Raw genomic sequence first — 22,670 nt, 5'->3', positions numbered from 1 at the left:
GACATCCAAGAGACTCGCGCTAAGGTCCCCGTCCCCACATGGGCACGACGCCTTATATCGCCCGGTCAGTGGCCTTAGGCGGGCTCAGGGGCCCGCGGCCCGGTACCGCTGGCATGATCGCGGCATGGCGGAACCGCTGGCGGGGCTGGACGGCATCGACTGGGCGGGCCTCGACCACGCCTACGGCTCGGCGGAGGACGTGCCCGACCTTCTCCGCGCCCTTTCCTCTCCCGACGAGGATGAACGGGACGCCGCGCTGGGCGAGCTGTTCACCAACGTCTTCCATCAGGGGAGGCGGTACGGCGCGGCCGCCGCAGCGGTCCCGTTTCTGCTCGCCCTGGCGTCCCATCCGGGCACTCCCGAACGCACCGGGCCGCTCTACCTGACGGCCGCGCTGGCCATCGGGTACGACGCGGCGCACCTGCCGTCCGGCGTCGACATCCGGGCCTGGCGCGAGGAGGCGGCACGGCTGCGCGCGACCGAAGACCAGGACCACTTCGACTTCGCGCGGGCCCTGCGCTCCGCGGAGGCGGAACTCGCCGCGTACGACGCCGTTCGCGCCGGGCTGCCCACCGTCCGGAACCTGCTCGGCGACGACGACCCCGGAGTGCGGGCCACCGCCGCGTACACGGCGGGCTGGTTCCCCGAGGAGGCGGCGGCCACGCTTCCCGCGCTGGAGGCGCTGCTCGAATCCGAGCGGGACACGAACGTCATCGCGCACGCGCTCGTCGCCGCCGGGCTGCTGGACGGCCGGGCGCTGCTCCCCCGGTTCCGCGAGCACCTGGCGGGCGCCGAGCCGCTGCCGCGCTGGGCCGCCGCGACCGCGCTCGCCCGGCTGGGCGCCGCCGACGCACCCGTCATCGCCGAACTCGCGGCCTCCAGCGCGTCCCCGCCCGAGGGCCACATGGTCTTCCTGGAAGGCGACCTGCGCCTCTACTCGGCTCTGACGCTGGCCGCACTGGACGAGGTGCCGCCCGATGCGGTCGACGCCGTCCTCGACGGCCTGTCCCGAACGTCCGACGACGCGTCGTTCCCGATGGCGGAGGCGGCGCTGAAGCTGACGTTCCGCACACCGGCCCTCCCATTCCCCCAGTTCGCCGACCTCACCCCCGCGCAGCAGCGGACCGTCCGCACGATCGCCGAACTGCCGCCCGAGAGCTGGCGCTGGGGCAACCTCATGGAGATCCTCCGCGCGTGGGGCCTGCCCGCCGACCCCGACGACTGCCGCCGGTACGCCCGTCTCGCCTAAAGCAGGCCGGGCGCCGCACTAAGGTGATGCACCGTGCGTCTCGTTATCGCCCGCTGCAGCGTCGACTACGCCGGCAAGCTCACCGCCCACCTGCCGATGGCCCTCCGCCTGATCCTGATCAAGGCGGACGGAAGCGTGAGCGTGCACGCCGACGACCGCGCCTACAAGCCCCTCAACTGGATGAACCCGCCCTGCTCGCTGCGCGAGGAGGGCTACGAGGAGAACGGCGCCGTCGCGCGCTGGACGGTCACGCACGGCAAGTCGGGCGAGCGGCTCATCCTCACCATCGAGGAGTTCCTGCACGACACCAGCCACGAACTGGGCATCGACCCCGGCCTCCAGAAGGACGGTGTCGAGGCGCACCTGCAGGAGCTGCTCGCCGAGCACATCACCACCCTCGGCGAGGGCTACACCCTGATCCGCCGCGAGTTCCCCACCGCGATCGGCCCGGTCGACATCCTCTGCCGCGACGCCGCCAGCGCCACCGTCGCCATCGAGATCAAACGCCGAGGCGAGATCGACGGCGTCGAGCAGCTCACCCGCTACCTGGAGCTGCTGAACCGCGACCCGCACCTGGCCCCCGTCCGGGGCGTCTTCGCGGCCCAGGAGATCAAGCCCCAGGCCCGCGTCCTCGCCACCGACCGCGGCATCACCTGCGTCACCCTCGACTACGACGCCCTGCGCGGCATCGAGCACGAGGGCACCCTCTTCTGACCCGCCGCCGGCCGCACGACCTCACATTTCCGGCCTCCATTCCGTCGTACCAGTGAGAAGCCGAACTCCCACGACGAACGGGGTTGGAAGGTCATGCCTACGCAGCACGAGGTCGACGAAGCCAGGATCCGCCGCCAGATCGACAAGATCGTCGAAGGGATCCGTGCCAAGGACCTGAAGGCACTGGAACAGGTCTACGCACCTGACGTCGTGTCCTTCGACGTCGAGCCGCCGCTCCAGCACGTGGGGATCGCGGCGAAGCTGAAGAACTGGACGAACGTGTTCACGTTCTTCCAGGACGTCTCCTACGAGATCCGCGACCTGACCCTCACCGTGGGCGACGAGGTGGCCTTCGGCCACGGCTTCGGCAGGCTCAGCGGCACGCTGGGGAACGGAACGGCGACGAACGGCATATGGGTCCGGGCCACCCTCTGCTTCCGCAAGACCGACGACACCTGGCTGATCGCCCACGACCAGGCCTCCGTCCCCCTCGACATCCCGACCGGCAAGGGAGTGACCGACCTCCAACCCTGACGCCCCGGCCGGCGCGCTAGGCAGCGGGGCCGTCGGTGTTGGCGATCATTTTTTGGAGGACTCTCACGGTGGTGGCGTAGTCGGCGTCGTCGATGCCCTCGTGGATGCGGGCGCGGATCTCCGGGGTGTGCCGCTTGAGGTCGAGGCGGGCCTGCTCCCCCGCTTCGGTGATCCACCACCGGCCCTCGCCGTCGCGGGTGAGGCAGCCGCGCTCCAGGAGGACCTTCGCCTCGGCCTCCAGGTCGTCCTCGCGCCTCAGGTAGGACTTCATGGCCTGCTCGAGTTCGGGGACGGTCATGCCCCGGCCGTCGGACGAGAGATCGTTCTTCGACAGGTGGCGCAGCAGCCAGAACTGGGGCTGGGTGAGGCCGAGCTCGGCCTGCCGGGCCCGGATGAACGCGATGATGGACTCGTAGGCCAGTCCGGTCCAGTAGCCGACCGGCTGGGCGGCCAGTTCGGCGTCGGAAACCTGCTGGGTCGCCATGTGCGGTGCTCCCATCGAATGATCATTGATGCGGCAACCGTAGAACCTGAAGTTAAGTTGAGGTCAAGGCGCGGAGCCGGGCGGCCCGCCGGCGGGGATCGCGCGTCACGGGGTCTGCTGGGCCAGGATGGCCGCCGCGCGGTCGAGCAGTTCGCAGAGGGCCGCGTGTTCGGCGGGGGTGAACGCGTCGGTCAGCGCGCGCTCCAGCACGATCACTTCCTCGTAGGCGCGCTCCAGCAGCCGGCGGCCCTCCTCGGTCGGTGTGGCGATCATGACCTTGGCGTGCACCGGGGACGGCTCGCGGACCACGAGGCCCTTGTTCTGCAGGCCGGTCAGGACGGTGGCCATGGTCTGCTGGGTGACGCCCAGGGCGCGCGCGAGCTGGGCACCGGACATGCCGCCCTCCCGGGAGAGGGTGAGCAGCACCGTGTACTGCGTCATCGTGAGCCCGTAGCCGCGCAGCACCGCCTCGTGGTGGCCCATCAGCGCCTGCTCGGTGCGCCGGATGCGGGTGCACAGGTACTCCTCGACCGGGATCTCGGTCACCGTCCCACCACTTTCACAGGTTGCTGTATTGACTAAGCATGCTGAGAATCGCTAGGTTCCCGAGTGTCAGGTTACTGATTCAGCTCAGGAGGCTGCAATCGTGAAAGCCGTCGTGCTCGACACCGACGACCAGTTCCACCTCGCCGATCTGCCCGAGCCCGTCCCCGGTCCCGGCGAGGTAGCCATCGCCGTCGCCTATGCCGGCATCCAGTACGGCGACGTGCTGGTCCGCGGCGGCCACTTCCCGCTGCCGCGCCCGTTCGTCCCCGGCTTCGAGGCGGCCGGGCGCGTCATCGCGGTCGGCGACGGCGTGGACCCCGGCCGCGTAGGGCAGCAGGTCACGGCGCTGACCAGCGGCGGCGCGTACGCCGAAGTGGTCCTCGCGCCGGATGTGCTCACCTTCGAGGCCGCCGGCCTCGACCCGCGGACCGCCGCCGGGTTCGGCTGGGTCACCCCCACCGCCTACGACCTGGTCAACACCGTCGGCCGCGTGCGGTCCGGCGAGAGCGTGCTGATCCACGCCGCGGCCGGCGGCGTGGGCTCCCTGGCCGTCCAGTTCGCCAAGGCCGCCGGGGCGGGGACGACGGTCGGCGTGGTCGGGAACGCCGGCCAGACCGGCTACGCCGCCGGGTTCGGCTTCGACCGGGTCCTGGTGAGCGAGGAGTTCCCCGACGCCCTGGACGACCGGCGGTTCGACGTGATCCTCGACCCCATCGGCGGACCCGCACGCCTCGCCAACCTGGAACGCCTCGCCCCGCACGGCCGGCTGGCCGTCTACGGCAACATCGCCACCTTCGAGCCCGTCCAGGTCTCCGCCAACGACCTGCTCATGGACGGCAAGTCCCTGCTCACCTACAACAGCAACCTGCTCAGCCAGACCCACCCGGAGCGGCTCGCCGACAGCGCGCGCCAAGCCCTCCGACTCGTCGTCGACGGCCAGGTCAGCATCGACATCACCGCCGAGTACGAAGCAGCCGACCTCGACACCGCCGTGCAGCGCCTCGCCGACGGCGCCGTGCACGGCAAGAGCGTCCTCCGCATCGCCTGAGTCCCAAGGGCGCGGAAGGACGGTGATCTTGCCTGCGGGCTCCCCCGGCGTCGGACGGGACGGGCATCATGGCGGGCATGACGTTTCAAGCCAGCGGCAGCTTCGACATCGAAGCATGGGACGCCGACAAGCCCTACGACGAGCAGGCGGGCAACCGGTTGACCCGCGTCCACGTCGGCAAGACGTTCCACGGGGATCTCGTGGGGACGAGCTCCACCGAGCTGATCACGGTTGAGTCGCCGGCGGGGCCGGTCGCCTACGTGGGGATCGAGCACGTCCAGGGCATCCTGCACGGCCGCGAGGGGACGTTCGTCCTGCAGCACAGCGCGGGCAGCGAGGACGGGACGTCCGACACCCAGTGGCTGCGGTGGCTCATCGTCCCCACCTCCGGGACGGGCGAGCTCGCCGGCATCCGCGGTGTCGGCCAGATCTCCGTCACGGAGGACGGCGGGCACACCTGGGCGCTGGAGTACACGCTGGACTGAGCGCCGATCTCCGGCCGGTAATGTTCGGTTCATGCCCCCGGTCACCGGCGACGCCACGCGCGAGCGCATCATCGACGCGGCCGAAGCGTGCTTCGGCCGCTTCGGTGTCGCCAAGACCACGGTCGAGGACATCGCCGCCGCCGCGCGGCTCTCGCGGGCGACCGTGTACCGCAGCGTCACCGGCGGGCGGGACGAGCTGATCCTCGCCGTGGTGGTGCGCGACCTGCACCGGTTCCTCGACCGGCTCGCCGACCGGCTGCGCCGGGAGCGGTCGGTCTCGGAGGCGATCGTCGAGGGCACGTTGGACGCGGTGGACTACGTCCGCAACGAGCCCGCGATCGCGCACTTCCTCGTCCCCGAGGCGGCGGGCCACATGCAGGCGGCGGTGGCGGGGGCGGCCGAGCACGTGCTCGCACTGTGCTGCGAGTACGTGCGGCCCTATTTCGAGCAGGCGCAGCGGCAGCGGACGCTGCGCGCCGACATCGAGGTGGAGGGGACGGTCGAGTTCCTCTTCCGCATCATCACCTCGCTGATCGTGATGGACCGCGACCGGGACGCCGACGGGCTGCGCCGCTTCCTGCGCACCTACGTCGTCCCGGTCATCGCGGCGCCGGCGTCCGGGCGGACGGCCTCGGCATGAGGATCTGGGACGGGACGCCGCGGAGACGGCGCGGCGAGAGGGGCCGGGAACGATGAATGGCACTGCGCGCGGGATGCGGGGCAACGCGGCCGTCCGGCCGAGCCCGGTGTTCCTCGCGGTCGTGGGGGCGACGATCCTGTGCGGCCTGATCGCCTGGCGCTACGGAACGATCCTGGACACCTACGGCCGGGTCGCGCTGTTCGGGTTCGTGATCGCGGCGTGGGTGCTGTCGCTGTCCCTGCACGAGTTCGGGCACGCGTACATGGCCTACCGCTCGGGCGACCGCAGCGTCGTCGCCAAGGGCTACCTCACGCTGAACCCGCTGAAGTACTCCGACGTCACGCTGAGCTTCCTCATCCCCGTCGTGTTCATCATCCTGGGCGGCATCGGCCTGCCGGGCGGCGCGGTGTGGATCGACCGGCACGTGATCCCGGGCCGGCTGCGGCACAGCCTGATCTCGGCGGCGGGCCCGCTGTCGAACGCGCTGTTCGCCGTCATGCTCGCGGTGATCTTCAAGAACTTCGCCGACGCCGAGCACGCGCTGTTCTGGTCGGGGCTGGCCTTCCTGGCCTTCCTCCAGGTCACGGCGGCGATCCTGAACCTGCTGCCGATCCCCGGCCTGGACGGCTTCGGGATCATCGAGCCGTACCTGCCGCGCCACTGGGCGAACCAGGCCAACGCCTACGGCGGCTACGTCTTCCTCGTCCTGATCGCGCTGCTGTGGCTGGGCCCGATCAACGAGGGCTTCTTCAACGTCATCTACCACATCACCGACGCCATCGGCCTCGGCGAGTTCCCCTTCGACGTCTTCGACGAGCGGATCAACCACCCGATCCAGCTCGGCCACTCGCTGTTCATGTGGTGGCAGAACTAGTCGTCGGCGGAACCGGTCATCAGGCGGCGGACGATGCGGCGGAGCTGCTCGGCGTAGCGCTCCTGGAACTCCGGTGAGCGCGGGTCCATGCCGAAGACGTGGCGGACGGCGAGGGGCTTGGTGACCGGCGCCGACACCATCGCCATGACGGCGAGCATGATCGCGGCCGGGTCCAGGTCGGGGGCCAGCTCCCCGGCGGCCTGGCGGCGCTCGATGTCGGAGAGGTCCTCCCCCTCGCCGGGCGGGATGTCGTCGAGGTCCTCGGTGAGGCCGCGCCAGGCGTTCAGCCGCGCGCCGCGCGGGTCGTCCAGGACGTGCCGCAGGTACCGGGCCACGATCTCGTCGAACGGGACGGCCGGGTCGTTGAACTCGGCCTCCCGCTCCGTCCAGCGGCGGTGGAGCTCGCGGTACAGCCCCTCCTTGCCGCCGAAGTAGTAGTTGATCAGCTGCTTGTTGACGCCGGCGCGGTCGGCGATGTCCTGGACGCGGGCGCCCGCGTAGCCCTTGGCGGAGAACTCGTCCAGCGCGGCGTCCAGCAGCAGGCGCCGCGACCGCTCGGCGTCGAGCGTGCGCTCGTCCGGGGCGGGGGCGCGCCTCGACTGCTTCGGCGCAGGCCGCTTCGTCGTGTCGGTCACGGTCCCCATGGTAGCCGGATGTTTGATCAGTTCAACCATCCGGCTGTTTGACAACTTCATCCAACTGGTTGAAGCTGGCCGCATGATTCTCGTAACCGGAGCGACCGGGAACGTCGGACGCCATCTCGTCGGCGAGCTGCTGACCGCGGGCGCCGCCGTCCGCGCCCTGTCCCGGGACCCCGCCACCGCGAACCTGCCCAGCGAGGCGCAGGTCGCCCGCACCGACGAGATGCCGCTGGACGGCGTCACGTCGCTCTTCCTCAACCCGGCCGCGTTCTGGGGCGGCCTCGGCGACCTGCTCCCCCGCGCCGCCGACCACGGCGTCCGGCGCGTCGTGATGCTGTCGTCCGCCGCCGCGCTGGACGACGACCCGTCCAACGAGCTGGCCTCGCACCACCTCGCCATCGAGCGGGCGATCGAGGCCACCGGGATGGAGTGGACTTTCACGCGGCCCGGCGAGTTCGCCACCAACACGCTGGCGTGGCGGGAGGCGATCAGCGCCGGCGAGCCCGTCCGCGAGCCGTACGCGGCGGCGCGCAGCACGCCGATCCACGAGCGCGACATCGCGGCCGTCGCGGCGCAGGCCCTGCTCACCGACGCCCTTGTCGGCGCCAAGCCGGTGCTGACCGGCCCCGAGGTGATCACCCATCCGGAGATGGTCGAGCTGATCGGCGAGGCGACCGGGCTTCCGGCGCGCTTCGAGGAGATCTCTCCCGAGCGGGCCCGGGAGGAGATGCTCGGCCGCCCCTACATGCGCGAGGGCCTGGTCGACATCCTGCTCCGCCTGCGCGCGCAGGCCGTCGAGGCCCCGGTCGAGCCGTCCGGGGAGGTCGAGCGCATCACCGGCCGCCCCGGCCGGACGTTCAAGGAGTGGGCCGCCGACCACGCTCACGACTTCCGCTGACCCACCCCGCCACCGGGCCGCGAGCCACCCGGCTCGCGGCCCTCCCCGCCCTCGCCGGCGCGCCCGTCTGCACTCTCGCGGGATGGAGTATCCGGAGCTGGAGTTGGCTCTACCGGGACCCGAGCGGGATCGCGGAGTGAAAGCGATCCTGTCCGGAGAGAAGACGGCGCTCACGGGGTTGCCGGAGCTCTACGAGCGGGCCGGATCAACGGGCGAAGACTCGATCGCCTAGCCGCGCCCGACTACTCGCCCGCGCTGGAGTCCTCGCGCGTGCCGGGCTGCTTCTGAGGGCGGCCGCGGTCGTTGAGGGACTCGATCTCGTCGGAGGCCCATTCGAACCAGTCGCGGCGCATCGCGGCGTAGCGCTTGCCGTACTCGATGACCAGGCGGCCGTAGACGGACAGGTCGTCCTCGCCCCAGTCGATGCCCTTCTCCAGTGAGGCCAGCTCGTCGAGGTACTTCCCGAGCCCCGCCGCGTGCGCCCGCAGGTAGCGCCGGGCCTCCTCCGGCTCGACCAGGCCCAGGAAGAAGACCCGCAGCAGCGACTCGTCCTTCCGGCTCCCCTTCGAGCGGACGTCCACCAGCCAGTGGCGCAGCTCCGCGCGGCCGGACTCGGTGATCCGGTACGCCTTGCGGCCGCGCGGCCCCTCCTCGGCGACCTCGATCAGCCCGGCTCCGGAGAGCTTGCCCAGCTCGCCGTAGATCTGGCTCTGCCGGGCCGGCCAGACGTTGCCCAGCGAGATCTCGAACGTCTTCAGCAGGTCGTAGCCGCTGGCGCCGTCCATCTCGGCGATGAGCCCGAGCACGGCGTGTCGCAAACTCATGCCGATACTTTAGCGTTCATTGTTGACATGTCAAAATTGGAACGTCTATCTTCGACGTGTCAAAGTTGGAACGTGAAGCCAGGAGCCCCCGGCATGCCGAAGTACTACGCCCGCACCTTCCTCCCCTGGATCCTGCTCGCCGTGGTCAGCGGCTTCGACGACCGGGCCGGCGCCACCGCCGGGCTCGTCGCCGCGCTGGTCCTGCTCGGAGTGGACCTGCGCCGGGGCCACCGCGCCGACTCGCTGATCCTGGAGGCCTCCACCTCGGTGTTCATGGCCGTCCTCACCGCGCTCGCGTTCACCGTCCCCGGCTCGGCGGTGCTGGACTACGGCGCCTCGCTCGCGATCGGCTGGCTGGCCCTCACCGCCTGGGGGACGCTCCTGCTCGGACGCCCCTTCACCGCGGGCATCGCGCGCCGCCAGGTCACCGCCGAGATCGCCGCGACGGACCTGTTCCGGAGCATCAACCGCGTGCTCACCGCCGTGTGGGCGGCGAGCTTCACCGTGCTGGCGGCCGCCCTCGGCTGCGTCCAGCACTGGACACCGGACGCCACGGCGCTGCTGGTCGCGGTGAAGGTCGCCGGGTTCATGGTCCCCGCCGTCTGCACCGCGCGGTACCCGGAGTACGCGCGCAGGCGCCATCTGGCCCGGCTCGGACTACCGTTGACAGAGGCGCCCGCCACGTCGCAGCCCGAGCCGTCCGTTCGCTGACCCCCGCCGAAGACCGGCTCGGAAAGGAGCACCGAGATGGGCGAGAACACCACCGAGCGCCCCGCCACCTGGCTGGACGGCCCCCTGGCCCCCGTCCCCGACGAGACCGACGCCCGCGACCTGGAGGTCACCGGCGCGCTGCCCCCCGAGCTGACCGGCCGGTACTTCCGCAACGGGCCGAACCCCAAGCCCGGCGAGCCGAGCAGGCACTGGTTCGGCGGCCACGGGATGATCCACGGCGTGCGGCTGCGGGACGGCCGCGCCGAGTGGTACCGCAACCGCTGGGTCCGGACCGAGGCCTTCGTCCACGGGACGTCCTTCGTCCGCGACGACCTCACCTTCGACCGCCGCGCGGTGCAGGCCAACACCCATGTGATCCCGCACGCGGGCAAGATCTGGGCGCTGGTGGAGGCCGGGTTCCCCTACGAGGTGACGCCCGAGCTGGAGACCGTCGGCGCGTGCGACTTCGGCGGGCGCCTCACCACCGCCATGACCGCGCACCCGAAGGAGGACCCGGCCACCGGCGAGCTCCTGTTCTTCGGCTACGGGGTGTTCGAGCCCTACCTCACCTTCCACCGGCTCGCGGCGGACGGGACGCTGGTCGAGAGCCGCGAGGTCGAGGTGCCGGGCCCGACGATGATGCACGACTTCGCGATCACCGAGAACCACGTGGTCTGGCTCGACCTGCCGGTGGTGTTCGACCTCGACCTGGCGCTGTCCGGAACGACCGGCATGCCGTACGTCTGGGACGACGCCTACGGCGCCCGGCTCGGCGTGATGCGGCGGGACGGCACCGCCGAGGTCGCCTGGTACGAGATCGACCCCTGCTACGTCTTCCATGTCGGCAACGCCCACGAGGACGCCGCCGGACGGGTCGTGGTGGACGGTGCGCGCTACCGTCCCGAGAACTTCGGCGCCCTGTGGGGGGACATCGGCGGGACCGTCGACCCCGCCACCGGGGCGGCGCGCTCGCAGAGCGCGAGCCTGCACCGCTGGGTCCTCGACCCCGCGACCGGCCGCGCGGCCGAGGAGTCCATCGACGACCGCGGCGTCGAGTTCCCCACCCACGACGACACCCGAACCGGCAGGGAGCACCGCTACCTCTACACGGTCGGCGGCGGCTCGATCGTGAAGTACGACCTGCGCGGGCAGGGGACGTCCGTGCACGACTTCGGCGAGGACGCGCACGTCGGCGAGGCGGTCTTCGTCCCGGCCGAGGGGGCCCGCGCCGAGGACGAGGGCTGGCTGCTGTCGATCGTCACCCGCGACGCGGCGTCCGACCTGCTGGTGCTGGACGCGGCCGACCTCTCGCACACCGCGACCGTCCGGCTGCCGCGCCGCGTCCCGGCCGGATTCCACGGAAGCTGGATCCCCGACGCCCGATCCGGCGCCTAGGGTGGTTTACTAGCCGGTACCGCCGCGCAAGCAGTCACTTACCAGGCCCCTCCCGGGAGGTCCCCATGTCCGTGGCCACGGAGAACACCGAGACGTTCGCGTCGCTGAACCCGGCCACCGGCGAGGTCGTCGCCGAGCACCCCGTCCAGGACGCCGCCGCCGTGGCGGCGGCGGTCGAGCGCGCCCGCGAGGCGGCCGACTGGTGGCGCGCCCTCGGCTGGAAGGAGCGCAGGCTCCGGCTGCTGAACGTCAAGGGCTCGCTCGCCCGCAACCTGAACCGGATGGCCGAGCTCATCCACCAGGAGACCGGCAAGCCGGTCCAGGACGCCCAGCTTGAGACGATCATGGCGATCACGCACCTGGACTGGGCGGCGCGCAACGCGCGGAAGGTCCTCGGGCCGCGCAACGTCTACCCCGGGCTCATGGCCGTCAACCAGCGCTGCGTCCTGGAGTACCAGGCGCTCGGCGTCGTCGGCGTCATCGGCCCGTGGAACTACCCGATCTTCACCCCGATGGGCTCGATCGCCTACGCGCTCGCCGCCGGCAACGCCGTGGTGTTCAAGCCGTCCGAGTACACCCCCGGCGTCGGCGTGTTCCTCGCCGAGCTGTTCGCCGCGGTGATCCCCGAGCACCCCGTCCTGCAGACGGTCACCGGGCTCGGCGAGACGGGCGCGGCGCTCGCCTCGTCCCCGCACGTCGACAAGATCGCCTTCACCGGCTCGACCCGCACCGCCAAGCGCGTCATGGCGGCGTGCGCCGAGAACCTCACCCCGCTCGTCGCCGAGTGCGGCGGAAAGGACGCCTGCATCGTCGACGCCGACGCGAACCTCGACGCCGCCGCCGACGCCGCGCTGTGGGGCGCCATGTCGAACGCGGGCCAGACCTGCATCGGCGTCGAGCGGATCTACGTCGTGGACGAGGCCTACGACAAGTTCCTCGGCAAGCTGACCGAGAAGGCCCGCGACCTGCGTCCCGGCTTCGACCGCGAGGCCGCCTACGGCCCCATCACGATGCCCTCGCAGCTCGACATCATCGAACGCCACATCAAGGACGCCATCGACAAGGGCGGCAAGGCGGTCGTCGGCGGCGCCGAGTCCGTCCGCAAGCCCTACGTGGAGCCGGTCGTGCTGACCGACGTCCCGGACGACTCGTCCGCAGTGTGCGAGGAGACGTTCGGCCCCACCATCACCGTCCACCGCGTGAAGGACATGGACGAGGCGGTCGAGAAGGCCAACAGGACCAGCTACGGCCTCGCCGGGACGATCTTCTCCGGCGACAAGTCGCGCGCCATGGACGTCGCCCGCCGGATGCGGTCGGGCATGACGTCCATCAACGCGTTCGCCGCGTTCGCCCAGGTCGCGGCCCTGCCGTTCGGCGGCGTCGGCGAGTCCGGCTTCGGCCGCATCCACGGCGCCGACGGCCTGCGCGAGTTCGCCCGCCCGAAGGCCATCACCCGACAGCGGTTCGCGACCATGAACCTCACCACCTTCGCCCGCAGCGAGAAGGAGATGGCGCGCGTCCTCGGCATGATCAACATGATCCACGGCCGCCGCTACAAGCGCTGACCGGGGAACGCCCCCGCCGGTCTCCGGCGGGTGCCCCGCCTACACTCGACACCATGAACGCCCCCGTGCGGAGCCGCCTTGAGGTGCGCCTGGGCGCGGCGCCTCCTCCCCCGCCCGGTTTCCGGCCGTTCACCGACGGCGACGTCCCCGCCTTGGCCGCCCTGATGTGGGACGCCTACCGCGGCACCCCCGACGAGGCCGACGTGGGGGACGTCCAGGGCGCCGTCCGCGAGATCCACCTCACCATGGCCGGCGAGTACGGCACGTTCCTCCCGGACGGGTCGTTCGTGGCCGACCACGAGGGCCGCCCTGTGGGCGCCGCCCTCGTCACCCTCTACCGCGACCTCCCCCTGCTCGCCTTCCTGTTCACCGCCCCGGCCCACGCGGGCCGCGGCCTGGGCCAGGGTCTCGTCCAGGCCGTCATGCACGCCCTGGCCGCGGAGGGCCACGACACCCTCACCCTGGCCGTGACCCGCCGCAACCGCCGCGCCCGCCGCCTCTACGACCGCCTGGGCTTCATCGAGGTCTGACCCGTCGCTAGTCGGCGACGAGGCGGGAGCCCCAGCCGCCGGGGGCGTACTCGCGCTGGCGGCGGACGGCGTAGCGGCCCGGCGTGCAGCCGGACGCGCCGTGCTCCGGGTGCAGCAGGTAGACGGGGGCGGACGCCTCGAAGACGCCGATGACAAGGCCGCCGGGCTCGGACACGTTCGTCGTCCAGCGGCAGGTGCCGGGGTCGGCGACGAGGGTGTGCGGGTTGCCGCCCGCCGCGCCCCGCAGCAGCTCGACGCCCTCTGGCGGCACGTCCGTCCACGTGCCGTGCTGCCAGAACGACAGATCCGAGATCTCGGACATGGGAATGACGATCAGATCGCCCTGGGCCTGGATGCCGTCGACGACGGGGATGCGGACCGACCGTTCGAGATGGTCGAGCACGGCGAGCCCGGTCCGCCGGGAGAGGGACGCGAGGGTCACGGGCGGAGCATGGTGCACGGTCATGAGAGTCACCTTCAGGTTCGGCGGACGAGTCGGGAGTACTGCTCGGCGGACAGCCCGTAGGTCCATCCGGCGGCGGCGACCGGGTCGGTGAAGACGCCCGGGACCGCCAGCCCGTACCGGCGGCGGTGCCCGTCGCGCTCGACGGAGCCGTTGACGGCGAGCAGCACCCTGGTCTGCTCGCGCAGGTCGTAGAGGCGCAGCTCCGAGCCGGGGTTGCCGGGGTCCGGGGCGGCGGCCACGAGCCGCAGCCCGGCCCGGTCGATGTAGTCGCCCCAGCCGATGCGCTCGATCGCGCACCGCCGGACCTCGACGTTGGCCTCCCGCTCGATCCGCTCGACGCTCGGGTCCTCCACCGCCCAGGCCGGCACCTTCGTGCCGTGCCAGGCGTGCGCGTCCCACCCGTCGGCGTACCGGAGCGCGGGGCCGTCCGGACGGTGCAGGCGCACCTGCGCCTCGTCTCCCCAGACCTCGGTGTGGAGTTCCACGGGCCGCTCGGACACCACGCAGACGTCCTCGCGCGGCAACCACCAGCCGCAGGCCCGGGCCTGCGTCGCCCACAGGCCGAGCAGACGATCCTCCTCGGGCGTGAAGACCACGCCGGACATCCGGCGAACCGCGTCGTAGTGGGCGCTCCAGGACGGGGACAGGGCCGCGTGCCAGGAGTCGCTCCGCTCGAACCTCTCGTACTCCGACCAGAGCGCCAGGCGCACCGTGCTCCGGACGGAGTCCGCGACCGGCATCCGGACCAGTTGCCGGATCATCGGGTCCAGCGTCCGCGAGCGCTGCATGACCCGGGTGTCCAGCTGCACCGACAATCCACCGATCAACCGGCGGAAACGCGTCGGAAGCGGCCATTCGGACAGGCGGTTCGCGGCCTCGTACGGGCGCGGCCGGACGCCGGGCGGTACGGTCTCCAGGGCCGCCAGCGGCGACGGCACCCAGTGGAAGCGGGGTGGATCGAGCCCGATCAGCAGGTAGAGCTCGGAGATTGCGGCCTCGGCGGCCGGACGGTCGGCGGGCGCGGTGGAGAGCAGATGCCCGAGCCACTCCGCGCGGACGGCGGCAGCTTCCCGCTGCGCCTCGACGCTCACCGGATGAGGGCGGCGCCGCCCCTTTCATTGATCATGGCTCGGATCCTCGCATACCGGCTCCCCTCCGTCCACCTCTTCCGGTCGGGCTCTTTAGCGCCGTCCGTCCGGGCGAGGACTCGGCTGACCGCCGGAAGGCCACGGGTCGGCGACCGCGTGCAGCAGCCGGCCGATGGCCGGCAGATCTCCCACGACGGCGGCGCTGCCGTCGGCGCACGCGGTCGCGAGCGCGTCCGGGTCGGTCAGCAGGGCGCCGAGCGTCTTGGGGTCGGTACGGAGCGAGACGTCCGCCTTCGCGGGTTCGCCGGGCTCCACCTGAACCCGTCCGGACGCCAGCCGGATCGTCCAGACCCGGCCGCCGAGTTCGAGACGGCACGTCGTCGGGGGCGCCGCGGGGTCGGGGCGCGCGGCGCGGCGCAGGAAGATCAGCACGGAGGTGGCGCTGAGCGAGGACGGCGCGGGGGGTTCCGGGACGGAGACACCCCAATCGCTCAGAGCCATCAGGACGGGCTCCAGCTGCCGGCCCCTCTCGGACAGTTCGTAGACCCGCGGGCCTTCCGCCGCTGCCGGCGCGCGGCGGATCACCCCGTTGTGCTCGAGTTCTCGGAGCCGGTCCGCGAGCACGTTGGTGCTGACGTGGGGCAGCGCATGCCGCAGCTCCGAGAAGCGCTGCGGCGCCAGGAGCAGCTCGCGGACGACCAGGAGAGCCCATCGCTCCCCGACGACGTCGAGGGCCCGGGCGATGCCGCAGGAGTCCCGATAGCTACGGCTGGTCGGCATGGCCTCCCTCTCCTCGTCCTTCGCGCCCGAAACTAGCACAAGGTCTAGTTGTTCTTTACAACTATTGCTAGTTGTTTTTAACAAGCGACTGTGTCTACCGTTGGGCACGAGAACCGATCACCTGGAGGACGCATGGGCGGACTGCTGCTCGAGAACAAGAACGCCGTGATCTACGGGGGCGGGGGCGCCATCGGCGGCGCCGTCGCACGGGTGTTCGCCCGGGAGGGCGCGAAGGTCTTCATCGCAGGCCGGACGCAGGCGAGGCTCGACGCGGTGGCGCGCGACATCGCCGCCGCGGGCGGAACGGTCGAGACCGCACAGGTCGACGTCCTCGACCCCCAGGCGGTCGACAAGCACGCCGACGCGGTCGCGGCGGCGGCCGGCGGCATCGATGTCGCCCTCAACGCCGTGAGCGTCATGCACGACCAGGGGACTCCGCTGGCGGATCTCTCGCTGGAGGAGTTCATGCGGCCGATCGACGGCTTTCTGCGGACCCTGTTCATCACGAGCAAGGCCGTGGCGCGGCACATGGGCCGCGGGCGTCCGGGCGTGGTCCTGACCCTGTCCGAGCCGGGCGCCAGACTCGCCGTGCCCGGCATCTTGGGGCACGGGGTGAGCTCGGCCGGCAAGGAGGCGTTCTCGCGGCTCCTGGCCGCGGAGCTGGCACCCGCCGGCGTCCGGGTGGTCGCCATCCGCCCGCACGCCGTGGTCGACGGGCCCGCCGCGGGTTCCTACACCGCGGACCTCTTCGAACGGTCCGCGGCAGCGGCCGGGCAGTCGGTCCAGGACTTCCTCGAAAGCGGGGGGATGGTGCAGGGGACGCTCCTGAAGAGGCTGCCCACGCTCTCCGAGATCGCGGAGACGGCCGCGTTCCTGGCCTCGGACCGGGCCGGAGCCATCACCGGCACGGTCGCCAACCTGTCCGGCGGCGCGCTGGTGGACTGAGCCCCGGTCTCCAGGCGCGCGCGGTCCGCAGGGAGGCGTCGTACCCCATCCGCGCTCGCCTCAGATCCCACCGGCGGGACGGAGCGGTCTAAGGCGTCCTAGGCATGCCTAGATAGGGCTTCGTCCCGATGTAGGGGGTGGGGCCTTAGGGCGAACCTTGTACATGTCGGGCCAAGAGGGCCCGGCGAGAACAAGGAGAAGCGGATGTTCAGCCAGGAGTTCATGAAGGTCGTCATCGAGGACCGGGTACGCATGCTGCGGACGGAGGCGAAGAACAGCCGGCGCGCCCGCATCGCGAAGGCGCTCAAGCGGTGAGCCCCGCAGCCTGTGCCCACGCGGCAACGCCCCCGTCGTCTCCGGCGGGGGCGTTCCTCATTTCGGGGCGCCGGCGGGGGTCAGGGGCGTGCGGCCCCGGATCAGGTCGGCGGCGCGCTCGGCTATCGCGATCGTCGGGGCGTTGGTGTTGCCGCGCGGGACGGTCGGCATGACGGAGGCGTCCACCACGCGGAGGCCCTCGACGCCGCGGACTCGCAGCTCGGTGTCGCAGACGGAGTCGTCGCCGCCCATCGCGCACGTGCTGGTCGGGTGGAACAGCGTCGCGGCCTCGCGGCGGACGAAGTCGGCGATGGCCTCGTCGGAGTCGACCTGCTCGCCGGGGGCCCACTCGCCGCCGATCAGCGACGCCAGCGGCCCGGTCGCGGCGATCTCGCGGGCCTGCCGGACGCCGGCGACGAGGATGTCCAGGTCGGCCTTGTCGGCGAGGTAGGCGGGATCGATCAGCGGCTTGGCGTGCGGGCTGGCCGAGCGCAGGGTGAGCTCGCCGCGGCTCGCGATCGCCACCGCGGTGACCATGACCGACAGCAGGCGCTCGGACGACTCGGTGAGGCCCTGGTTGACGAAGGGCGTCGGCAGCACGTGGTACTGCAGGTCGGGGGCGGGCAGTCCCTCCACCGTGCGGGTGAACCCGCCGGCCTCGGCGACGTTCGAGGCGTAGGGGCCGCGCGCCAGGGCCTGGTAGAGGGCGAAGGATCGGGCGTTCGCCAGCTCCCAGAGGGGCTTGGTGCGGGGGGTTGCGAACATGACGTTCACGAAGGGGTGGTCCTGGAGGCGCTGCCCCACCGGGGAGTCGACCAGGACGTCGATGCCGAGGGAGCGCAGGTGGTCGGCGGGGCCGACGCCCGAGAGCATGAGGAGCTGCGGGCTGTTCACCGCGCCGCCGGACAGGATCACCTCGGCCTCGGCGCGGGCCGACATCGTCTCGCCGCGCGCCTCGTAGCGGACGCCGGTGGCGCGGCCGTCCTCGATCACGACGCGGGTGGCGAGGGCGTCGGTGACGACCGTCAGGTTCGGGCGGTACTCGATCGGGTGCAGGTAGCCGGCGGCGGTCGACCAGCGGCGCCCGCGCTTGTGGGTGACCTGGTAGAAGCCGACGCCGTCCTGGTCGGCGCCGTTGAAGTCGTTGTTCGCGGCGAGGCCGTACGCCTTGGCCGACTGCACCCAGGCCCGGGTCAGGGGGTGCTTGTAGCGCAGGTCCTCGACGCGCAGCGGGCCGCCGACGCCGTGGTAGGGCAGCTCGCCGCGCTGCTGGTCCTCGGCCCGGCGGAAGTAGGGCAGCAGGTCCTCGTAGCCCCAGCCTTCGCAGCCGTGGGAGTCGCGCCAGGTGTCGTAGTCGTGGCGCGCCCCGCGGATGTAGATCATCGCGTTGGTGGACGAGCTGCCGCCGAGCGTGCGCCCGCGCGGCCAGTACACGCTGCGCCCCGCCGCGTGCTCCTGCGGGACGGTCGCGTAGTCCCAGTCGTACGGCCCCTTGATCAGCGCGGCCACGGCGGCCGGGATGTGGATCTCGGGGGCGTCGTCGGGCGGACCCGCCTCCAGGAGGAGGACCTTCACGGAGGGGTCCTCGGTCAGTCGGGCGGCGAGGACGCAGCCCGCGCTGCCCGCTCCCACGATGATGTAGTCGTACACGGCGGCCTCCGAGGTCTTTCCGAAACCCTACCGAACGGGCTTCTGCCTGCGGCAGGGCTAGGCTGCTGCTCATGGCGAAGAACAGGGACAATCCCGTCGTCCTCTCCCGGATCTACACCCGCACCGGGGACGACGGCACCACCGCGCTCGGCGACGCGTCCCGCACGTCCAAGACCGACCCGCGCCTCGCCGCGTACGCCGACGTGGAGGAGGCCAACGCCGCGATCGGCACGGCGCTCGCGCTCGGCGCCCTGCCCGAGCCCCTCGCCGCGCTGCTGACCCGCGTCCAGAACGACCTGTTCGACGTGGGCGCCGACCTGTGCGCCCCCGTCGTCCCCGACCCGGAGTACCCGCCGCTGCGCATCGAGCCGTCCTACATCGAGCGGCTGGAGGAGGCCTGCGACGAGCACAACGCCGAGCTTCCGGCGCTGCGCAGCTTCATCCTCCCCGGCGGGACGCCCGGCGCCGCGCTCCTGCACGTCGCGCGGACGGTGACCCGCCGCGCCGAACGGTCCGCCTGGGCGGCGATCGAGGCCCACGGCAGCGCCGACGCCGGGGCCGAGGGCGGCGTGAACCCGCTGACGGCCAAGTACCTCAACCGGCTGTCGGACCTGCTGTTCATCCTCTGCCGCGTCGCCAACGCCGAGCACGGCGACGTCCTGTGGAAGCCCGGCGGGGAGCGCTGAGGCGGCGGGGTGGGGCTAACCCCACCCCCGGTTGACCGGCTCCCCTCCTGGCGGGGCCCGCGGCCGCTGGAGCAGGCTGGGCCGTACGGGCGCACGCCGACAGCGGGGAGAGAGCACGTGAGGACCCTGACAGCCACGGCCGCCGCGACGGCGGCGGTGACGGCGGCGGTGCTGGCCGGCTGCGGCAACCTGAGCGTCGGCCGGCACCAGGAGGACCGCTCCTACGCCGCCCCCGCGGGCACCACCGGCCTGAAGATCACCACGAACGGGGGGCGGGTCGAGGTCACCGCGTCCGACTCCCCCGGCATCCGGGTCACCGAGCGGCTCCGCTGGAGCAACGACAAGAACAGGCCTAAGGCCCGGCACACCGCCGAGGGCACCACGCTGGCGCTGTCGTCCTCCTGCGGCACGAACGCGATCGGGTGGGGCACGTGCGGGGTCTCCTACCGCGTCCGCGTCCCGCGCGCCACCGCCGTGGAGATCGAGAACCGGGACGGGACGATCGAGGCGTCCGGGCTCGCCGGAACGGTGCGGCTGCGCACCGGCAGCGGCTCGGTCAGGGCCACGGACCTGCGCGCGTCGGCGGTGTCGATCGGCTCCGGCGACGGCTCGCTGCACGTGACGGGCCGCGCCGCCACCGCCGACCTGCACAGCGGCAGCGGCTCGATCACCGCCAGGCGGCTCACCACCGACCGGCTGAAGGTTCGCACCTCCGACGGGCGGATCGCGGTGAGCGGGCGCGCCACCGCCGCCGACCTCGGCACCGGCAGCGGCTCGATCACCCTGGACGGGCTCGCCGCCGACCGGATCACCGCCCGGACCCGCGACGGCGCCGTCACGATGCGGCTGGACGCGCCGCCCGCGAACGTCCAGGCCGTCTCCGGCAGCGGCGCGATCCGGCTGCGCCTCCCGGCCGGGGAGGCCTACGCCCTCGACCTGTCCGCCGACGGCGACAAGCGGATCGACCCGGGCGTCCACCAGGACTCGGAGTCCGCGCGGCGCATCAGGCTCGCCACCCGGGACGGCTCGATCACGGTGACGCCGAACTAGCGGAGCAGGTAAGGGCCCTGCCGCAGCGGCTCGTAGGGCGGGACCCGGACCCGGTCGAGTCCGGTGCCCCCGTTCACCGCGGCCGTCGACCGCGCCAGGTGCTCCAGGACGTACGCGACACCGTCGGCGTTGCCGTCGAGCAGCTTCAAGTCGACGTTCTTCAGGCGGTCGCACCTGGCGTGGTAGCACGGGTCGTACGCCTTGCCCGCCCTGCCGCCGAACGTCTTGGCCTCGGCGGCGGTCTTCAACCCCTCCGCGCCGGTGTCGATCCCGCCCGCCGGGATGCCCCGCTCGATGAACGGGCCGTAGTCGGACCGCCCGTCGAACCGGCTCTCGGCCACCGGCAGGTGGCGGCTCTTGAAGTACCGGTGGAACATCCGCTCGATCGCCCCGGAACCGGCGGGCGCCCGCGTGCCGGTGCCGGTCGAGTGGTCGCCGTCGTAGACGCCCCGCCTGCCGTTCGGCGAACCGAGCATGTCGAAGTTCAGGTTCAGGGCGATCCGCCGGCGCTGGGTCGCGGACAGGGAGCGCACGTAGTGCTCGGAGCCCTGCAGCCCCTCCTCCTCGGCGCCCCACCAGGCGAACCGCACCCGGTTGCGCAGCCCGCTCCTGCCGAGCTTGCCGATCTGCCCGGCGATGGCGAGCAGGGTGGCCGCGCCGGTGCCGTTGTCGTTGATCCCCGGACCCGCCGGGACGCTGTCCAGGTGGGCGCCGACGACCACGACGTTGTCGGCCCGCCCGACCCGGGTCTCCGCGATGACGTTCTCCGACGACCGCTTCCCGTGCGCGGTGTCGGTCTTCACCCGCAGCCTGAGCCCGCCCTTCCGGGCGGCCTTCACCAGGTCCGCGCCCACCTTGTGGGACGGCCCGATGACCGGGAACGCGTACGGCTTGGACAGCGTGCCGTGCAACGGCCCCTTCTCCCCCGGCTTGTTGAAGATCACGACGGCGGACGCGCCGGCCGCCCTCGCCTTCGTCGCCTTGACCGCGAACGAGCAGGTCCCCCGCTGGATGAGCGCGATCGAGCCCCGCTTGAAGCCCCTGAAGTCGCCGGCCTGGCAGCCGCTCGTCCCCTCGCCCTTGGCGGGGATGTCCACCGCCGTCACCGGCGCCGTCACGTCCCCGGAGCCGGAGAACGCCAGCGTGACGAAGTCGGTCTCCCGCTTGTAGGACGCCTTGGACGGCGCCGTCCGCGCGAACACCGCATGCGACCGCTCCCGCCAGTACGGGAAGGCGAACTTCTGCACCAGCGGCACGAGCCCGGCCTTCCTCAGGCGTCCGGTGACGTAGCGCACCGACATCGTGTAGCCGGCCCGCCCCGCCGCGCGGTTGCCGCCGTTGTAGTCGGCGATCTCCTGGAGCGCGGCCAGGTGCCGCCGGATGTCCTTCACCGTGACCAGCGCGGCGAGGTGCGGACGGGCCGGCGCGGCCCCGGCCATGGGCAGGGCGGCGGGCAGGAGGACGGCGGGCAGCGCCACGGCCGTCCCCACGAAGAGCCTGCGGCCGATGAGGAGCTTGCGCACGTGCACGATCCTCGCCCCGCGTCCCGGCGGCCCCGGGCAGCGGCGGCACAGGAAGATCATTTCGATACCGGGGTCTTACCGGTTCATGCCAGAAACGCCGTCCGGACCGCTCGTTGCGGACCCGTACCGCTCACTCCGGGGAGTGCAGGTCCACCGGGAAGCCGGGCGGGGCCGCCTCCAGCCACGCCAGGAAGCCGGTCAGCGCCGCCGCGCCCATCGCCAGCTCGACCGCCTGGTCGCCGTTCCTGACCTCGATGACGCTCACGTCCGGCAGCAGGCCCTCGGCCTCCTCCGGATCGGGGACGCGCCGGTTGGACACGACGAGGCCCCGGCGGTGGATCACCTGCCGGGGCCGTCTGCGGAAACCGAACACGCGGTGCCAGTGCAGGACATCGCCCTTGTAGCGGCCGATGCCGAGCCTCCACACTCCGGGGGCTCCGCCCTCCTGGGGCAGTTCGCGCAGGCTGCACTCCACGGTGCCGCCGCCGCGCGTGAAGAGCCAGCGGCGCACCGCCATGGAGACGAACAGCAGCGCCGCCACCAGGACGAGCGCGGCGAGCACCCCGCCGACGTCCAGTGCCAGGTGCTCGCCCAAATCCCCCGCCGTCCGCCCGAAACCTAGGCCTCGACGCCCGCCGCGCGCAGCCGCGCCCTGGCCCGCCGCTCCGGCGTCGCGTCCTCGCCCTCGGCGGCCAGCGCCGCGTCCAGCGCCCGCTTGGCGTCGTCCACGTCGATCTCTTCGTCCCGCTCGACCTGCTCGGCCAGCACCGAGACCTCGTTGGCGGCGACGGAGAAGAACCCGCTGCTGACCGCAGCGAGAACCGGCGCACCGCCGTCCGCGGGCTCGATCTTCACCACGCTGCCGTCGAGGAGGACGCCCAGCACCGGGGCGTGCCCCGGCAGGATGCCGAGCGAGCCCTCGATGGTCTGCGCGACCACCATCTTGGCCTCGCCGGACCAGATCTCGCGCTCCGGCGAGACCAGCCCGACCTTCAGGGTTGCCACGTCATTCCCTCCGACTACTGGAGC

General features: G+C 72.2%; 27 protein-coding genes. 16 read left to right on the top strand and 11 right to left on the bottom strand.

Translation table 11 applies throughout. The features are described from left to right. Positions 1-124: 124 nt before the first annotated feature. From AB0C21_RS12920 to AB0C21_RS12910, 3 genes are all read left to right on the top strand, one after another. Complete coding sequence (locus tag AB0C21_RS12920) at positions 125-1,249, top strand: HEAT repeat domain-containing protein (RefSeq protein WP_500204191.1); 1,125 nt, start codon at positions 125-127, stop codon at positions 1,247-1,249. A 33-nt stretch (positions 1,250-1,282) separates the two neighbouring features. Continuing rightward, positions 1,283-1,963: an endonuclease NucS gene (gene nucS / locus AB0C21_RS12915; protein ID WP_500204190.1), complete on the top strand. Its 681-nt coding sequence runs from the start codon at positions 1,283-1,285 to the stop codon at positions 1,961-1,963. A gap of 93 nt (positions 1,964-2,056) precedes the next feature. Continuing rightward, a complete protein-coding gene (locus AB0C21_RS12910; protein WP_500204189.1) occupies positions 2,057-2,497 on the top strand; it encodes a YybH family protein in 441 nt (146 codons plus the stop codon). Between the two features lie 16 nt (positions 2,498-2,513). On the opposite strand, the gene AB0C21_RS12905 is transcribed toward AB0C21_RS12910, so the two are convergent. Both AB0C21_RS12905 and AB0C21_RS12900 read right to left on the bottom strand, forming a co-directional pair. After that, positions 2,514-2,996 carry a winged helix DNA-binding protein gene (locus AB0C21_RS12905; protein WP_500204188.1) on the bottom strand — a complete coding sequence of 161 codons (483 nt, stop codon included), beginning with the start codon at positions 2,994-2,996 and terminating at the stop codon, positions 2,514-2,516. 90 nt (positions 2,997-3,086) lie between these two features. Further along, positions 3,087-3,527 carry a MarR family winged helix-turn-helix transcriptional regulator gene (locus tag AB0C21_RS12900; RefSeq protein WP_500204187.1) on the bottom strand — a complete coding sequence of 147 codons (441 nt, stop codon included), beginning with the start codon at positions 3,525-3,527 and terminating at the stop codon, positions 3,087-3,089. A gap of 100 nt (positions 3,528-3,627) precedes the next feature. Between AB0C21_RS12900 and AB0C21_RS12895 the strand changes: the two genes are divergently transcribed. The 4 genes from AB0C21_RS12895 (at position 3,628) to AB0C21_RS12880 (ending at position 6,574) form a co-directional block, all read left to right on the top strand. Beyond that, positions 3,628-4,575: a quinone oxidoreductase family protein gene (locus AB0C21_RS12895; RefSeq protein ID WP_500204186.1), complete on the top strand. Its 948-nt coding sequence runs from the start codon at positions 3,628-3,630 to the stop codon at positions 4,573-4,575. Between the two features lie 77 nt (positions 4,576-4,652). After that, the gene (locus AB0C21_RS12890; protein ID WP_500204185.1) at positions 4,653-5,060 is read left to right on the top strand and encodes a DUF3224 domain-containing protein; all 408 of its coding nucleotides are present in this window, start codon (positions 4,653-4,655) and stop codon (positions 5,058-5,060) included. A 31-nt stretch (positions 5,061-5,091) separates the two neighbouring features. Next, positions 5,092-5,700, top strand: coding sequence for a TetR/AcrR family transcriptional regulator (locus AB0C21_RS12885; RefSeq protein ID WP_353817361.1), 609 nt, complete (start codon positions 5,092-5,094; stop codon positions 5,698-5,700). A 52-nt stretch (positions 5,701-5,752) separates the two neighbouring features. Then, positions 5,753-6,574, top strand: coding sequence for a site-2 protease family protein (locus tag AB0C21_RS12880; protein ID WP_500204184.1), 822 nt, complete (start codon positions 5,753-5,755; stop codon positions 6,572-6,574). Here the strand turns inward: AB0C21_RS12880 and AB0C21_RS12875 are convergent. Further along, complete coding sequence (locus AB0C21_RS12875; RefSeq protein ID WP_500204183.1) at positions 6,571-7,209, bottom strand: TetR/AcrR family transcriptional regulator; 639 nt, start codon at positions 7,207-7,209, stop codon at positions 6,571-6,573. The genes AB0C21_RS12880 and AB0C21_RS12875 overlap by 4 nt on opposite strands. 82 nt (positions 7,210-7,291) lie before the next feature. Here AB0C21_RS12875 and AB0C21_RS12870 point away from each other — a divergent pair, with 82 nt between their 5' ends. Both AB0C21_RS12870 and AB0C21_RS12865 read left to right on the top strand, forming a co-directional pair. Further along, complete coding sequence (locus AB0C21_RS12870) at positions 7,292-8,113, top strand: SDR family oxidoreductase (protein WP_500204182.1); 822 nt, start codon at positions 7,292-7,294, stop codon at positions 8,111-8,113. Positions 8,114-8,195: 82 nt separating this feature from the next. After that, positions 8,196-8,345 carry a hypothetical protein gene (locus tag AB0C21_RS12865; RefSeq protein ID WP_500204181.1) on the top strand — a complete coding sequence of 50 codons (150 nt, stop codon included), beginning with the start codon at positions 8,196-8,198 and terminating at the stop codon, positions 8,343-8,345. 10 nt (positions 8,346-8,355) lie between these two features. Here the strand turns inward: AB0C21_RS12865 and AB0C21_RS12860 are convergent, their stop codons facing one another. Further along, positions 8,356-8,937: a PadR family transcriptional regulator gene (locus tag AB0C21_RS12860; RefSeq protein WP_500204180.1), complete on the bottom strand. Its 582-nt coding sequence runs from the start codon at positions 8,935-8,937 to the stop codon at positions 8,356-8,358. A gap of 93 nt (positions 8,938-9,030) precedes the next feature. Here AB0C21_RS12860 and AB0C21_RS12855 point away from each other — a divergent pair, with 93 nt between their 5' ends. The 4 genes from AB0C21_RS12855 to AB0C21_RS12840 all read left to right on the top strand — a co-directional run bounded on the left by AB0C21_RS12855 (position 9,031) and on the right by AB0C21_RS12840 (position 13,138). Continuing rightward, positions 9,031-9,648: a hypothetical protein gene (locus AB0C21_RS12855; RefSeq protein WP_500204179.1), complete on the top strand. Its 618-nt coding sequence runs from the start codon at positions 9,031-9,033 to the stop codon at positions 9,646-9,648. A 36-nt stretch (positions 9,649-9,684) separates the two neighbouring features. Next, a complete protein-coding gene (locus AB0C21_RS12850; protein ID WP_500204178.1) occupies positions 9,685-11,043 on the top strand; it encodes a carotenoid oxygenase family protein in 1,359 nt (452 codons plus the stop codon). Between the two features lie 65 nt (positions 11,044-11,108). After that, on the top strand, positions 11,109-12,608 hold the full coding sequence (locus tag AB0C21_RS12845) for an aldehyde dehydrogenase family protein (protein ID WP_500204177.1): 1,500 nt from the start codon (positions 11,109-11,111) through the stop codon (positions 12,606-12,608). A gap of 53 nt (positions 12,609-12,661) precedes the next feature. After that, on the top strand, positions 12,662-13,138 hold the full coding sequence (locus AB0C21_RS12840) for a GNAT family N-acetyltransferase (protein ID WP_500204176.1): 477 nt from the start codon (positions 12,662-12,664) through the stop codon (positions 13,136-13,138). 7 nt (positions 13,139-13,145) lie between these two features. Here AB0C21_RS12840 and AB0C21_RS12835 read toward each other — a convergent pair whose 3' ends face one another. The 3 genes from AB0C21_RS12835 to AB0C21_RS12825 form a co-directional block, all read right to left on the bottom strand. Then, positions 13,146-13,604, bottom strand: a complete 459-nt coding sequence (locus AB0C21_RS12835) for a DUF8820 family protein (protein WP_500204175.1) — start codon at positions 13,602-13,604, stop codon at positions 13,146-13,148. A gap of 11 nt (positions 13,605-13,615) precedes the next feature. Further along, entirely contained in the window at positions 13,616-14,695 is a 1,080-nt protein-coding gene (locus AB0C21_RS12830) for a DUF6745 domain-containing protein (RefSeq protein WP_500204174.1), read from the bottom strand. 90 nt (positions 14,696-14,785) lie between these two features. Further along, positions 14,786-15,472 carry a winged helix-turn-helix transcriptional regulator gene (locus tag AB0C21_RS12825; protein ID WP_500204173.1) on the bottom strand — a complete coding sequence of 229 codons (687 nt, stop codon included), beginning with the start codon at positions 15,470-15,472 and terminating at the stop codon, positions 14,786-14,788. A 132-nt stretch (positions 15,473-15,604) separates the two neighbouring features. Between AB0C21_RS12825 and AB0C21_RS12820 the strand changes: the two genes are divergently transcribed. Further along, positions 15,605-16,417 carry an SDR family NAD(P)-dependent oxidoreductase gene (locus tag AB0C21_RS12820; protein ID WP_500204172.1) on the top strand — a complete coding sequence of 271 codons (813 nt, stop codon included), beginning with the start codon at positions 15,605-15,607 and terminating at the stop codon, positions 16,415-16,417. 372 nt (positions 16,418-16,789) lie between these two features. Here the strand turns inward: AB0C21_RS12820 and AB0C21_RS12815 are convergent, their stop codons facing one another. Continuing rightward, complete coding sequence (locus tag AB0C21_RS12815) at positions 16,790-18,382, bottom strand: GMC family oxidoreductase (RefSeq protein WP_500204171.1); 1,593 nt, start codon at positions 18,380-18,382, stop codon at positions 16,790-16,792. A gap of 71 nt (positions 18,383-18,453) precedes the next feature. On the opposite strand from AB0C21_RS12815, the gene AB0C21_RS12810 reads away from it, so the two are divergent. After that, the gene (locus AB0C21_RS12810; RefSeq protein WP_500204170.1) at positions 18,454-19,068 is read left to right on the top strand and encodes a cob(I)yrinic acid a,c-diamide adenosyltransferase; all 615 of its coding nucleotides are present in this window, start codon (positions 18,454-18,456) and stop codon (positions 19,066-19,068) included. 117 nt (positions 19,069-19,185) lie between these two features. Continuing rightward, positions 19,186-20,118, top strand: coding sequence for a DUF4097 family beta strand repeat-containing protein (locus AB0C21_RS12805; protein WP_500204169.1), 933 nt, complete (start codon positions 19,186-19,188; stop codon positions 20,116-20,118). Here AB0C21_RS12805 and AB0C21_RS12800 read toward each other — a convergent pair. From AB0C21_RS12800 to AB0C21_RS12790, 3 genes are all read right to left on the bottom strand, one after another. Continuing rightward, positions 20,115-21,641 (bottom strand): M28 family peptidase, encoded by a 1,527-nt coding sequence (locus tag AB0C21_RS12800; protein ID WP_500204168.1) that lies wholly within the window; start codon positions 21,639-21,641, stop codon positions 20,115-20,117. The genes AB0C21_RS12805 and AB0C21_RS12800 overlap by 4 nt on opposite strands. A 130-nt stretch (positions 21,642-21,771) precedes the next feature. Further along, positions 21,772-22,236, bottom strand: coding sequence for a DUF2550 domain-containing protein (locus AB0C21_RS12795; RefSeq protein ID WP_353817338.1), 465 nt, complete (start codon positions 22,234-22,236; stop codon positions 21,772-21,774). A gap of 23 nt (positions 22,237-22,259) precedes the next feature. Continuing rightward, positions 22,260-22,646, bottom strand: coding sequence for a F0F1 ATP synthase subunit epsilon (locus AB0C21_RS12790; RefSeq protein ID WP_149259399.1), 387 nt, complete (start codon positions 22,644-22,646; stop codon positions 22,260-22,262). Positions 22,647-22,670: the final 24 nt, after the last annotated feature.

Source organism: Spirillospora sp. NPDC049024, assembly GCF_040649235.1.
Taxonomy (GTDB): domain Bacteria; phylum Actinomycetota; class Actinomycetes; order Streptosporangiales; family Streptosporangiaceae; genus Spirillospora.
Note: the sequence above shows the minus strand (reverse complement) of the source record. Positions and strands in the feature narration are given on the sequence as shown.